10 protein-coding genes and 1 pseudogene are annotated in these 13,518 nt (G+C 69.5%); 8 read left to right on the top strand and 3 right to left on the bottom strand.

The annotated features are described in order from the left end of the window. Positions 1-2 precede the first annotated feature (2 nt). Both N1028_RS08575 and N1028_RS08570 read left to right on the top strand, forming a co-directional pair. Positions 3-617 carry a 5-oxoprolinase subunit B family protein gene (locus N1028_RS08575; RefSeq protein ID WP_259526613.1) on the top strand — a complete coding sequence of 205 codons (615 nt, stop codon included), beginning with the start codon at positions 3-5 and terminating at the stop codon, positions 615-617. Next, positions 607-1,647, top strand: coding sequence for a 5-oxoprolinase subunit C family protein (locus N1028_RS08570; RefSeq protein ID WP_259526612.1), 1,041 nt, complete (start codon positions 607-609; stop codon positions 1,645-1,647). The genes N1028_RS08575 and N1028_RS08570 overlap by 11 nt, the downstream gene beginning before the upstream one ends. Before the next feature lie 6 nt (positions 1,648-1,653). Here N1028_RS08570 and N1028_RS08565 read toward each other — a convergent pair whose 3' ends face one another. Continuing rightward, positions 1,654-2,679: a 6-phosphofructokinase gene (locus N1028_RS08565; RefSeq protein WP_259526607.1), complete on the bottom strand. Its 1,026-nt coding sequence runs from the start codon at positions 2,677-2,679 to the stop codon at positions 1,654-1,656. A 100-nt stretch (positions 2,680-2,779) separates the two neighbouring features. On the opposite strand from N1028_RS08565, the gene uvrB reads away from it, so the two are divergent. After that, positions 2,780-4,849 carry an excinuclease ABC subunit UvrB gene (uvrB, locus tag N1028_RS08560; protein ID WP_259526604.1) on the top strand — a complete coding sequence of 690 codons (2,070 nt, stop codon included), beginning with the start codon at positions 2,780-2,782 and terminating at the stop codon, positions 4,847-4,849. Here the strand turns inward: uvrB and N1028_RS08555 are convergent. Then, the gene (locus N1028_RS08555; protein ID WP_259526600.1) at positions 4,819-5,163 is read right to left on the bottom strand and encodes a hypothetical protein; all 345 of its coding nucleotides are present in this window, start codon (positions 5,161-5,163) and stop codon (positions 4,819-4,821) included. The two genes, uvrB and N1028_RS08555, sit on opposite strands and share 31 nt — an antisense overlap. A 7-nt stretch (positions 5,164-5,170) precedes the next feature. On the opposite strand from N1028_RS08555, the gene uvrA reads away from it, so the two are divergent. Then, a complete protein-coding gene (gene uvrA / locus N1028_RS08550) occupies positions 5,171-8,059 on the top strand; it encodes an excinuclease ABC subunit UvrA (RefSeq protein ID WP_259526599.1) in 2,889 nt (962 codons plus the stop codon). Between the two features lie 31 nt (positions 8,060-8,090). On the opposite strand, the gene N1028_RS08545 is transcribed toward uvrA, so the two are convergent. Continuing rightward, positions 8,091-9,377 carry a plasmid pRiA4b ORF-3 family protein gene (locus tag N1028_RS08545; protein ID WP_259526597.1) on the bottom strand — a complete coding sequence of 429 codons (1,287 nt, stop codon included), beginning with the start codon at positions 9,375-9,377 and terminating at the stop codon, positions 8,091-8,093. Between the two features lie 95 nt (positions 9,378-9,472). Here N1028_RS08545 and uvrC point away from each other — a divergent pair, with 95 nt between their 5' ends. From uvrC to N1028_RS08525, 4 genes and pseudogenes are all read left to right on the top strand, one after another. After that, positions 9,473-11,392 carry an excinuclease ABC subunit UvrC gene (gene uvrC / locus N1028_RS08540; protein WP_259526595.1) on the top strand — a complete coding sequence of 640 codons (1,920 nt, stop codon included), beginning with the start codon at positions 9,473-9,475 and terminating at the stop codon, positions 11,390-11,392. 39 nt (positions 11,393-11,431) lie between these two features. Then, the gene (gene rapZ, locus N1028_RS08535; protein ID WP_259526594.1) at positions 11,432-12,310 is read left to right on the top strand and encodes an RNase adapter RapZ; all 879 of its coding nucleotides are present in this window, start codon (positions 11,432-11,434) and stop codon (positions 12,308-12,310) included. A 44-nt stretch (positions 12,311-12,354) separates the two neighbouring features. Further along, positions 12,355-13,332, top strand: a complete 978-nt coding sequence (whiA, locus tag N1028_RS08530) for a DNA-binding protein WhiA (protein WP_259526593.1) — start codon at positions 12,355-12,357, stop codon at positions 13,330-13,332. Positions 13,333-13,440: 108 nt separating this feature from the next. Then, positions 13,441-13,518, top strand: a pseudogene (locus tag N1028_RS08525) (superoxide dismutase); the annotation flags it as partial.

Here is a 13,518-nt window from a genome sequence, read left to right as displayed (position 1 = left end):
CGATGGGGGAGTCCGCGATCCTCGTCGAGCTCCCGGATGCCACGACGACGCTTACGCTCTACCGTCGCCTCCTCGCCGAACCGCCTCCGTCGGTGGTGGATCTCGTCCCCGCGGAGCGCACCGTCCTCGTGGTCTCGCATCCCGGCTCGCGTGCGGCCGCCGAGCGGTGGCTGCTCGAGGCCACGGCGGCGGATGCGCCGGGTGCGGACCCGAATGGCATCCCGGCTGCGGGCGGCAGCGCCGTGACGATCCCCGTGCGCTACGACGGCCCCGATCTCGCCGACGTCGCCACGCTCTTGGGCATCACGGCCGATGAGGTCGTGGCCGCACACACCGGAGCGGTCTGGTCAGCTGCCTTCATCGGCTTCGCACCGGGTTTCGCCTATCTCAGGGCTGCCGACGGCCGGCTCGACGTGCCGCGGCGCGCGACACCGCGGGCCGCCGTGCCACCGGGGGCGGTCGCTCTCGCGGCGGGGTACTGCGGCATCTATCCGCGGGAGTCGCCAGGCGGCTGGCACCTCATCGGCACGACCGATGCGGTGCTGTGGGACGCCGAGCGCGCCGATCCCGCGCTCGTCGCCCCCGGCACAGAGGTAGGGTTCCGGCGTGTCGACTGAGCAGTCAGCTGTGTTCGAGGTCCTGCGAACGGGTCCGCTCGCCCTCCTCCAGGACGGCGGTCGCGCCGGACACGCCCACCTCGGGGTCACGGCGTCCGGCGCCGCCGATCGCGGCTCCTTCGTCGCGGCGAACCGGCTCGTGGGCAACCAGGTCGGCGCGGCCGCTCTCGAGACGGTCTTCGGCGGCCTCGATCTGCGCGTGCTGCGCACAGCGCTCGTCGCCGTGACGGGCGCCCCCGCCATCGTGACCGTGACCCGCCCCGCGTGCGACCCGTTCGGCCTGCCCGCGCATCCGGTCGCGCCGCTCGCCGGGACAGGCCCGAGCACCGGAGCCGTCCTCGCCGCTGGAGCCGTCCTCGCCGCCGAGGCCGGTCGCACCGCCGTCTTCACGCACCCCACCGACCGGTCGTTCGTCGTGTTCGCGGGGGACACCCTCCACCTCGGTCCGCCCGAGCGCGGGCTCCGCAACTACGTCGCCGTGCGGGGCGGATTCGCGGCAGCCCCGACCCTCGGCAGCCGCTCCACCGACGTCCTCAGCGGGCTCGGCCCTCCTCCGCTCGCTGCAGGGGCCCTGTTCGCGACCGCGCGTGACACCGCCGCAGCCCACGCCCCGGGCTCGTGGCCCTCCGCCGACTTCGTGCGCCCCGCCACGCGCATCCCGCCGGCGGCGGAGACCATGCGCCTGAGCCTGCTGAGGGGTCCGCGCGACGACCGCTTCGGTGAAGCGGGGTGGCGCGCTCTGCTCGACGCGGCGTGGACGACGGGCTCCGCTTCGAACCGCATCGGCGTCAGGCTCGAATCGTCGATCGCCGTCGCCCCCCTGTTCGCCGCCACCGGCGAGCTGCCGAGCGAGGGCATGGTGGCGGGTGCCGTGCAGGTGCCGCCGAACGGTCAGCCCGTCGTCTTCCTCCGCGACCACCCCGTCACGGGCGGCTACCCGGTGATCGGCGTGCTCACCGAGGCGAGCATCGACCGCGCGGCGCAGCTGCGGCCGGGCGACCCCGTCCGATTCGTCGATCGAACCGAGTAGTGCTGATCAGCCGAACAGCATCGCCGCTTCCTCGTAACGGTGCTGCGGCACGGTCTTGAGCTTGCCGAGGGCGTCCTCGAACCCCACGGTCACGATGTCGGTGCCGCGGAGCGCGACCATGCGGCCCCAGGCGGAGTCCTGCACGATGTCGGAGGCCGCCATGCCCAGGCGCGTCGCGAGCACGCGGTCGTAGGCGGTCGGCACGCCGCCGCGCTGGATGTGGCCGAGCGTCGTGGCGCGGGTCTCGATGCCCGTGATGTCCTCGATCATGGGCGCCAGCCGCTCGCCGATGCCGCCGAGCCGGGGCCGACCGAAGGCGTCGAGGCCGCGCTCGGAGTGCGGGTCGTCGGCGTGGTCGGGCGTGAAGCCCTCGGCCACCACCACGAGCGGTGCACGTCCGCGATCGGCGGCGCTCTGCACCCACTCGGCGACCTGCTCCATGCTCGTCTTCTGCTCGGGGATGAGGATCGCGTGGGCGCCCGCGGCCATGCCAGAGTGCAGCGCGATCCAGCCCACGTGCCTGCCCATCACCTCGGCGACCATGCAGCGGCTGTGCGAGTCGCCCGTGGTGCGCAGGCGGTCCATGGCCTCGGTGGCGATCTCGACGGCGGTGTCGAAGCCGAAGGTGTAGTCGGTGGCGTCGAGGTCGTTGTCGACCGTCTTCGGCACGCCCACGATCTTGAGCCCGGCATCCGTGAGCCGCTTCGCCGCCGCGAGGGTGCCCTCGCCGCCGATCGCCATGATGGCGTCGATGCCGAGCCGGTCGAGGTTCTCCTGGATGCGCTCCGGCCCGCCGTTGCCCTCGAACGGATTGGTGCGGGAGGTGCCGAGGATGGTGCCGCCCTGCTTGGCGATGCCGCGCACGTCGCTGCGCTCGAGCGGGATGATGTCGCCGTTGACGACGCCGCGCCAGCCGTCCTTGAACCCGACGAACTCCTGGCCGTTGATCTCGGTGCCCTTGAGCACGGCACCGCGGATGACCGCGTTCAGGCCGGGGCAGTCGCCGCCGGAGGTGAGGATTCCGATTCGCATGGTGATGTCTGCCTCTGATGTGGTGGAAGAGGGGTCGCTCCGCGTCACGCTGTGAGCGAGCACCGACATTGATGTCGGTGGTCCTCCCTAAACTTAACGCATGGAACCGACCCGCTCTGTACACCCGTTCGAGGTCATCAGTGAATACACCCCCAGCGGCGACCAGCCCGCCGCCATCGCCGAGCTCGCGGGCCGCATCAACGCGGGCGAGACCGATGTGGTGCTGCTCGGCGCCACGGGAACGGGCAAGTCGGCCACCACCGCCTGGCTGATCGAGCAGGTGCAGCGACCCACCCTCGTGCTGGCCCACAACAAGACGCTCGCGGCGCAGCTGGCGAACGAGTTCCGTGAGCTCATGCCGAACAACGCGGTCGAGTACTTCGTGTCGTACTACGACTACTACCAGCCCGAGGCCTACGTGCCGCAGACCGACACCTTCATCGAGAAGGACTCCTCGATCAACGAGGAGGTCGAGCGGCTCCGCCACTCCACCACCAACTCGCTGCTGTCGCGGCGCGATGTGATCGTCGTCTCCACGGTCTCCTGCATCTACGGCCTCGGTGCCCCGGTGCAGTACCTCAACGCCATGATGGCGCTGCAGGTGGGTCAGCGGATCGACCGCGACCACCTCATCCGCAAGTTCGTCTCCATGCAGTACCAGCGCAACGACGTCGACTTCTCGCGCGGCAACTTCCGGGTGCGCGGCGACACGATCGAGATCATCCCGATGTACGAGGAGCTCGCGATCCGGATCGAGATGTTCGGAGACGAGATCGAGGCCCTCTACACGCTGCACCCGCTCACGGGAGACGTGGTCAAGAAGCTCGACAGCGTCTCGGTGTTCCCCGGCTCGCACTACGTGGCCGACACGAGCGTCATGCACCGCGCCATCGAGACCATCCAGACCGAGTTGCACGACCGGCTCGCCGAGCTCGAGCGCGAGGGAAAGCTGCTCGAGGCGCAGCGCCTGCGCATGCGCACCACCTTCGATCTCGAGATGATGGAGCAGATCGGCTTCTGCTCGGGCATCGAGAACTACTCCCGGCACATCGACGCGCGCGGCCCCGGCGAGGCGCCGCACTGCCTGCTCGACTACTTCCCGGACGACTTCCTCGTGGTCATCGACGAGTCGCACGTCACCGTGCCGCAGATCGGCGCCATGTACGAGGGCGACTCCTCGCGCAAGCGCACCCTCGTCGACCACGGCTTCCGGCTGCCGAGCGCGCTCGACAACCGGCCGCTGAAGTGGAACGAGTTCAAGGAGCGCGTGGGCCAGACGGTCTACCTCTCGGCCACGCCGGGGCGGTACGAGATGGGCATCGCGGATGGCGTGGTGGAGCAGATCATCCGCCCCACCGGCCTCATCGACCCCGCACTCATCATCAAGCCCTCCAAGGGCCAGATCGACGACCTGCTGGAGGAGATCCGCATCCGGGCCGAGCGCGACGAGCGGGTGCTCGTGACGACGCTCACCAAGAAGATGGCGGAAGAGCTCACCGACTACTTCACCGAGGCCGGGGTGCGTGTGCGCTACCTGCACTCGGACGTCGACACCCTGCGCCGGGTCGAGCTGCTCACCGAGCTCCGGATGGGCGTCTACGACGTGCTTGTGGGCATCAACCTCCTACGCGAGGGCCTCGACCTGCCCGAGGTGTCGCTCGTGGCGATCCTCGACGCCGACAAGGAGGGGTTCCTCCGGTCGTCGACCTCGCTCATCCAGACCATCGGCCGCGCGGCCCGCAACGTCTCGGGCGAGGTGCACCTCTACGCCGACAAGATGACCGACTCGATGCGCCTCGCCATCGACGAGACGGATCGTCGGCGCGAGAAGCAGGTGGCCTACAACACCCTGCACGGCATCGATCCGCAGCCGCTCCGCAAGAAGATCGCCGACATCACGGAGGCGCTCGCCCGCGAGGGCGCCGACACGGCGGCCCTGCTCAGCGACCGCTCGGGCCGGGGCAAGAAGAGCCCCACGCCCAACCTCCGCCGCGAGGGCATCGCCGCTCAAGGCGCCAACGACCTCGAGGCCATCATCGCCGACCTCAACGGCCAGATGCTCGAGGCCGCCGCCGAGCTCAAGTTCGAGCTCGCCGGCCGCTTGCGCGACGAGGTGCAGGACCTCAAGCGCGAACTCCGTCAGATGGAGAAGGCCGGCCACATCAGCTGACGCCGGATGCCGCCGACAGCGCGGTGCCGGTGAACGCTCCGGGCGATGCCGCCCAGAGCGCGGTACCGGTCAACGCTCCGGGCGATGCCGCCCAGAGCGCGGTACCGGTCAACGCTCCGGGCGATGCCGCCCAGAGCGCGGTACCGGTCAACGCTCCGGGCGATGCCGCCCAGAGCGCGGTACCGGTCAACGCTCCGGGCGATGCCGCCCAGAGCGCGGTACCGGTCAACGCTCCGGGCGATGCCGCCCAGAGCGTAATCGGGAGCCGGTGTCGGTGGGTCGACATAGACTTTCGGGGTGTCGATTTCGAGCATTGAAACCATGGATTTTGAGCCTGTGAAGCCGCTTCAGGCGACGGGCAAACTGAGCGTGCACGGGGCCCGTGTGCACAATCTCCGAGACGTCGACATCGAGATCCCACGCGACTCGCTCGTGGTGTTCACCGGGCTGTCAGGCTCGGGCAAGTCGAGCCTCGCGTTCGACACGATCTTCGCCGAGGGCCAGCGCCGCTACGTCGAGTCGCTGAGCGCCTACGCGCGCCAGTTCCTCGGCCAGGTCGACCGTCCCGACGTCGACTTCATCGAGGGCCTCAGCCCCGCGGTGTCGATCGACCAGAAGTCGACCAACCGCAACCCGCGCTCCACCGTGGGCACGATCACCGAGATCTACGACTACATGCGCCTTCTCTGGGCCCGCATCGGCGTGGCCCACTGCCCCGTCTGCGGCGAGCGGATCGCGGCGCAGACCGTGCAGCAGATCGCCGACCAGCTCATGGAGCACGAGCAGGGGGTGCGCTACCAGATCCTCAGCCCCGTCGTCTCGCAGAAGAAGGGCGAGTTCGTCGACCTCTTCAAGGAGCTCTCGGCGAGCGGTTACTCGCGCGCGATCGTCGACGGCGACATGATCCAGCTGAGCGATCCGCCCAAGCTCAAGAAGCAGTTCAAGCACGACATCTCGGTCGTCATCGACCGCCTCGTCGCCGGCCCCGAGATCCTCGGCCGCCTCACCGACTCGCTCGAGACGGCCCTCCGCCTCACCGACGGCCTCGTGCAGATCAACTACGTCGACGAGAACGGCCCCGAGGCCTGGCAGACCTTCTCCGAGAAGCTCTCCTGCCCCAACCAGCACCCGATCCAGCTCACCGAGATCGAGCCGCGCACCTTCTCGTTCAACGCCCCCTTCGGCGCCTGCCCCGAGTGCTCCGGTCTCGGCACGCGCATGTCGGTCGACGAGGATCTCCTCCTGGGCGACGAGGACCTCAGCATCAACGACGGCGTCATCATCCCCTGGACCACACAGGGCAAGGGCCTCTACCAGTACTACGAGAAGCTGCTCGACGGCCTCGCGCGCGACCTCAAGTTCTCGCTCGACACGCCGTGGAAGAAGCTCAAGCCCGAGGTTCAGGAGGCGATCCTCCGCGGCGACAACTTCGAGGTCAAGGTCAAGTGGAAGAACCGCTATGGCCGCGAGATGAGCTACACCTCCGGCTTCGAGGGCGTCATGCCCTACATCGAGCGCCAGTTCCTGCAGGCCGACTCCGACTCGCAGCGCGTGCGCTGGAGCGAGTATCTGCGTGAGGTGCCCTGCCCCGTCTGCGACGGCAAGCGCCTGAAGCCCGAGGTGCTCGCGGTGACGGTCAACGACCGCAGCATCGCCGACGTCGCCGAGCTCAGCCTCGCCGACGCGCAGAGCTTCATGGGCACCCTCACCCTCACCGACCGTGAGGCGATGATCGGCGCCCAGGTTCTGCGCGAGATCAAGGCCCGGCTCGACTTCCTCATCGAGGTCGGCCTCAGCTACCTCGACCTGGCGCGCGCCGCCGGTTCGCTGTCCGGCGGCGAGGCCCAGCGCATCCGTCTCGCCACCCAGATCGGATCGGGTCTCACCGGAGTGCTCTACGTGCTCGACGAGCCCTCGATCGGCCTGCACCAGCGCGACAACCGGCGTCTCATCGACACCCTCGTCAAGCTCAAGAACCTCGGCAACACCCTCATCGTGGTGGAGCACGACGAAGACACGATCCGCACCGCCGACTGGATCGTCGACATCGGGCCGGGCGCCGGGGTCAACGGCGGAACCGTCGTGCACTCGGGCCACTACGACGAGCTGCTGGCCAACACCGACTCTCTCACGGGCGACTACCTCTCGGGCCGCAAGTCGATCGACATCCCGGCCAAGCGCAGGCCGATCGACCGCAAGCGCATGGTCACCGTGCAGGGCGCGGAGGCCAACAACCTCCGAGGCGTCACGGCCGACTTCCCGCTGGGGGTGCTCACGGCCGTCACCGGCGTGAGCGGATCGGGCAAGTCGAGTCTCGTGAACGACATCCTCTACCGGGTGCTCGCCAACAAGCTCAACGGCGCCCGCAAGCTGCCCGCCAAGCACAAGCGCGTCACGGGCCTCGAGAACCTCGACAAGGTCGTGCACGTCGACCAGAACCCCATCGGCCGCACCCCGCGCTCCAACCCGGCGACCTACACGGGAGTCTTCGACCGCATCCGCAACCTCTTCTCGGAGACGGCCGAGGCGAAGGCCAGGGGCTACCTGCCCGGCCGGTTCTCGTTCAACGTCAAGGGCGGCCGCTGCGAGGCGTGCTCGGGAGACGGCACGATCAAGATCGAGATGAACTTCCTGCCCGACGTCTACGTCGCGTGCGAGGTCTGCGGGGGTGCGCGCTACAACCGCGACACCCTGAGCGTGCACTACAAGGGCAAGAACATCGCCGAGGTGCTCGACATGCCGATCTCCGAGGCGGCCGAGTTCTTCGAGCCCATCTCGGCCATCCACCGCTTCCTCAAGACCCTCGTGGAGGTCGGCCTCGGCTACGTGCGGCTCGGTCAGAGCGCCACGACGCTCTCGGGCGGCGAGGCGCAGCGCGTGAAGCTCGCCACCGAGCTGCAGCGCCGCTCCAACGGCCGGAGCGTCTACGTGCTCGACGAGCCGACCACGGGTCTGCACTTCGAAGATGTGCGAAAGCTCCTGCTCGTGCTCAACGGCCTCGTCGACAAGGGCAACACGGTCATCGTGATCGAGCACAACCTCGACGTGATCAAGTCGGCCGACTGGCTGATCGACCTCGGCCCCGAGGGCGGAGCGGGCGGCGGCACGATCATCGGCGCCGGCACCCCCGAGAAGCTCGCCACCATCGAAGCGAGCCACACGGGGTCGTTCCTGCGCGAGATCCTGCCGGCACCCACACGCAAGCGCTGACCACACGCAAGCGCTGACCCACGCGCGAGCGCTACCGCACGCGGAGCGGGGCGAGGAGGCGATCGGCCTCCTCCGCCCCGATCTCCGCGGAGGCGCCGACGCAGCGCGGCAGCTTGACCGGTGCGGCGGCCGTCTGCGGCTCCGTCACGCGCTCGAGCGTCACGATCACGCGAGCGCCGTCGTAGTCATACCCGAGCGCGTCGCCGTCCTCCACGAGGAGCTCGCCGATCTCGACGTCATCCTCCTCGAATCCGTCGTCCGGCCCTCCGGCCTCCGCCGATGCGCCCGACGACCCCTGCTCCAGATCGGTGGTGAAGCGATGCTCCTCGGTGTTCGCCCAGTCGAGCGTGAGCTGGAGCGCGAGATGCAGCTCGCCGAGGTCGGCGTCCGCGTCGATCTCGAGACGCCGCCACACGGCCGGATCGGAGCCCTCGAGCGCGGCCGTCATCTCGAGCACCGTGCCCTCGGGGTGCGGATTGCCCTCGGACAGCCCGAACTCGTCGGCGAGTTCAAGCAGAACGTCCGCCAGCGCGGGCCGCAGCCCGACGGGAGCGACGAGTCGACCGGCGGCATCACTCGTCAGGATCCCGTCCTGCACGAGTCCCGCGAGGATGGTGTCGGTGAGCGGCGAGGCCAGGGCGAGCTCCGGCACGGAGGCCCCCGCGTCCTCGTCGAGCAGCTCGAGGATCTGCGCGGTCGCGAGGCCGGGGAGCAGCTCCGGCGAGACCGCGACGCACAGCACGCCGAGCACGCGTTCGATGACGAGCGCGCCGATCGGGCCGGCGGGGTCGAGGTCTGCGAGAGCGCCCTGCATCCGGGCCAGCAGGTCCTCCTCCGACCGCACCAGGGGCGCGAGCGCCTCGAGGGCCTGACGAGCGGATGCCGACGGCACGTCCGGCACGAGCTCGAGCGCATCGATCAGGTCGAGCAGCAGTCCCGAGCCCTCGTCGACCGCGTCGGCCAGCAGCTCGTAGCTCGCGTCGATCTCGGACTCGGCCGGCGCCCACATGCCCGTCTCGACCGCGAAGTCGAGGTAGTGCTCGAGGGTGTCGACGAGGTGCGGCGTCATCGGCGAGAGCTCCGGATCGGCCTCGACCGCATCGAGGACCGCGCCGAGGACGGACTCCGTGGGGGTGCGGAGGGCACCCGACGAGAGCTGGAACAGCTCGCCGAGCAGGGCTTTCGACTCCTCGGCGGCGAGGTGATCGTGCTCGGCGACCGCGCCGACGTGCTTCGTGTACCACCTGTCGAAGCGGATCAGCAGCGCCGTCGTGGCCGCTCCCTGCGAGCGACCCCGGTCGTTCCCCTTGTCAGCCATCGCGCATCCTCTCGTCGTGCCCGACGACCGGGCATCCGAGCATCGATCCTAGGCCGACACGGGTGTCGGTCCCGAGTGGAAGAATCGTAGGTGACATGGCAGACACAGTGAGCTACCGCCCGAAGGCGGGGGAGATCCCGACCCAGCCAGGGGTGTACCGCTTCAAGGACGCGAACGGCCGGGTGCTCTACGTCGGCAAGGCGAAGAACCTGCGCGCGCGCCTCAGCAACTACTTCGCGCCGCTCCGGAGCCTGCACGAGCGCACCCGGCGCATGGTCACGAGCGCCGCGGGCGTGGAGTGGACCGTGGTGGCGACCGACATCGAGTCGCTGCAGCTCGAGTACACCTGGATCAAGGAGTTCGATCCTCCCTTCAACGTCAAGTTCCGCGACGACAAGACGTACCCGTTCCTCGCGGTCACCCTCGCCGACGAGGCGCCGCGCGTGATGGTGACCCGCAACCACAAGGTCAGGGGGGCGCGGTACTTCGGCCCCTATCCGAAGATCTGGGCGGTGCGCGACACGATCGACCTCATGATCAAGGCGTTCCCCATCCGCACCTGCTCCGACTCGAGCTACAAGCACGCGATGCAGACCGGGCGCCCGTGCTTCCCGGGCCAGATCGGCCGCTGCGGCGGCCCGTGCTCGGGCAAGGTCACGATCGAGGAGCACCGCGCGATCGTCGACGACTTCGTGGCGTTCATGGCCGGCGGGGACAAGCGCTTCGTCACGGCGGCCACGAAGAACATGAGGGCGGCCGCGGAGCGCCAGGACTACGAGGCCGCGGCCAAGTACCGCGATCAGCTGCAGGCCCTCGAGGCGGTGCTCGCGAAGAGCGCGGTGGTGCTGCGCGACCGCGTCGACGCCGACCTGTTCGCCATCGAGCACGACGAGCTGGCGGCGAGCGTGCAGCAGTTCATCGTGCGCGGAGGGCGCATCCGGGGCGAGCGGTCGTGGACGGTCGACAAGGAACTCGACCTCGACACCGCGGAACTCGTCGACTCGATCCTCCAGTCCGCCTACGAGGGCCAGGAGCCGCCCAAGGAGATCATCGTGCCGGCGCTGCCGGACGACAAGGAGGAGCTCGAGACCTGGCTCGGCACCCGACGGGCGGAGGCCAGGGGGAGGGGCACGGGCAAGGTGCAGCTGCGCACCGCCCAGCGCGGCGAGAAGGCGGCGCTCATGGCCACGGCCACGATGAACGCCAAGAACAATCTGATGCTCTACAAGACCAGGCGCTCCTCCGACTTCGTCGCGCGCTCCCAGGCGCTCACCGACATCCAGGAGGCCCTCGGCATGACCGATGCGCCGCTCCGGATGGAGTGCTACGACGTGTCGCACCTGTCGGGCACGAACATCGTGGCGTCGATGGTCGTCTTCGAGGACGGCCTGGCACGGAAGGACCAGTACCGCCGGTTCACGATCGCCGAGTCGACCGACGACACCGACTCCATCCACCAGGTGCTCACCCGCCGGCTCGCCTACCTCAAGGAGGATCCACAGGCCGCCGAGCGGGCCGAGGCCGAGGCGCAGATCTTCAGCGACGGCGAGTCGCCGGTCGAGCCCGCGAAGCGCAAGAAGTTCTCCTACCCGCCGAACCTCCTGATCGTCGACGGCGGCCAGCCGCAGGTGAACGCGGCGGCGCGCGCGCTCGAGGAGTCGGGCGTGCAGGGCATCTTCCTCGCGGGCATCGCCAAGCGCCTCGAGGAGATATGGCTGCCCGACAGCGACTACCCCGTCATCCTGCCCCGCGGCAGCGAGGCCCTGTTCATGATCCAGCGGCTCCGCGACGAGGCCCACCGCTTCGCCATCACGCACCAGCGGTCCAGGCGCAAGCGCGACATCACCTCGGTGCTCTCCGATATCCCCGGTCTCGGCCCCTCCCGGGTGCGCGAGCTGCTGAAGCACTTCGGCTCGGTCACGCAGCTCAAGGCTGCGGAGCCCGAGGCCATCGCCGAGGTCAAGGGCATCGGCCCTCAGCTGGCGACGACCATCCGCGAGACCCTGTCCAGGTAGGCTGGTCCAACGATCCCGAACACCGAGCGAAAGCGCACGATGGCACCCGACACCCCTCAGCAGCAGGAAGTGCTGATCGTCACGGGCATGTCCGGCGCCGGCAGGTCGACCGTGGCGAATGCGCTCGAAGACCTGGGCTGGTACGTCGTCGACAACCTCCCGCCGCAGATGCTGCGGCCGCTCGTCGACCTCGCCGAACACGCCGGGTCGACGCTGCCGCGCATCGCCGCGGTCGTCGACGTGCGCGGCCGCGACTTCTTCTCCGACCTCCAGGAGATCATCCAGGCGCTCCGGAGCGGCACGCAGCTCCGCGTCGTGTTTCTCGAGGCCACCGATCAGGCGCTCGTCCGCCGGTTCGAGCAGGTGCGCCGGCCGCACCCGTTGCAGGGCAACGGCACGCTGCTCGACGGCATCGGCGCCGAGCGCTCCCGGCTCAGCCCCATCCGCGAGTCGAGCGACATCATCATCGACACGTCGGACCTCAACATCCACCAGCTCGCCACGACGGTGCAGGAGCGGTTCTCGCACGCCGACACCGCGGGCGTGCAGGTCACGGTCATGAGCTTCGGCTTCAAGTACGGAGCTCCCACCGACGCCGACGGCATCGCCGACGCGCGGTTCCTGCCGAACCCGTTCTGGGTGCCGGAGCTCCGCGCCCACTCGGGGCTCGACTCCGAGGTCTCGGAGTACGTGCTCGGCCAGACGGGGGCGCGCGACTTCGTCGACGCCTACGCCAAGGCCCTCGAGCCCGTGCTCGCGGGCTACCAGCGCGAGAACAAGCGCCACGCGACGATCGCCATCGGATGCACGGGCGGCAAGCACCGCTCCGTCGCCATCGCGCGCGAGCTCGCCGAGAAGATCGGCACCTACCCGGGTGTCGTGGTGAATGTGAAGCACCGCGACCTCGGTCGCGAGTGAGCGACCACCCCTCGTTCACGACCCAGAAGTAGAAGAAGGTTTCCTTGGCTCTGACAGCCGACGTCAAAGACGAGCTGGCCCGCGTCGCGGTCAGCAAGACCACCGTGCGGGCCGCCGAGCTCGCCACCGTGCTGCGGTTCGCGGGAGGTCTGCACCTCATCTCGTCCCGCATCGCCATCGAGGCGGAGGTCGACACGCTCGACATCGTGAAGCGCGTGCTCCGCGACCTCGTGGAGCTCTACGGTGTGAAGGGCGACGTCTCGCTCGTCGCCCCCTCCGGCGGTCGACGTGAGGGCACCTACCTCGTGCGCGTGCTCGACGGCGGCGAGACCCTCGCCCGCCAGACCGGGCTCCTGGATGCGCGCCGCCGGCCGATCCGCGGCCTTCCGAACCGGCTCACCACGGGCACGCGCGAAGACCTCGCCGCCGTCTGGCGCGGCGCGTTCCTCGCGAGCGGCACGCTCACCGATCCGGGGCGGTCCGCCGCCCTCGAGGTCACCTGCCCTGGCAACGAGGCGGCCATGGCGCTCGTGGGCGCGGCGTCGCGCCTGGGCATCTCGACGAAGGCGCGCGAGGTCCGCGGCGTCCACCGCGTCGTCATCCGCGACGGCGAGGCGATCGCCGCGATGCTCGCGGTGATGGGTGCGGCTGCGACCGTCACGAAGTGGGAGGAGATGCGTCAGCGCCGCGAGGTGCGCGCCACCGCCAACCGCCTCGTCAACTTCGACGACGCGAACCTCCGCCGATCCGCCCAGGCCGCGGTCGCCGCGTGCGCGCGGGTCGAGCGCGCCATGGAGATCCTCGGCCCCGACATCCCCGACCACCTCAAGTACGCAGGCGAGCTCCGCCTCGCGCACCGCGACTCGAGCCTCGACGAGCTCGGCCACCACGCCGACCCGCCCATGACGAAGGACGCGATCGCGGGCCGCATCCGCCGCCTGCTCGCCATGGCCGACAAACAGGCCGCCGACGAGGGCATCCCCGGCACCGAGGCCAACCTCCCGCCCGATCTCGACGACTGAACGGCTCCCCGCCGTCAACCCCCTGTTCAGCCGAACGCAATAGACTGAACATGTCACTCACAGCCGCCACTCACCGGGTCGGCGGCCTCAATCACGAGGAGATCTCTTATGGCTGAGTACACTCTGCCGGACCTGCCGTACGACTACGCCGCTCTCGAGCCCCACATCTCGGGCAAGATCATGCAG

The sequence above is a fragment of the Herbiconiux oxytropis genome (assembly GCF_024979315.1).
In the GTDB taxonomy this organism is placed as follows: domain Bacteria; phylum Actinomycetota; class Actinomycetes; order Actinomycetales; family Microbacteriaceae; genus Herbiconiux; species Herbiconiux oxytropis.
The sequence above is the reverse complement of the archived record's forward strand: the minus strand, read 5'-3'. Positions and strand labels throughout refer to the sequence as shown.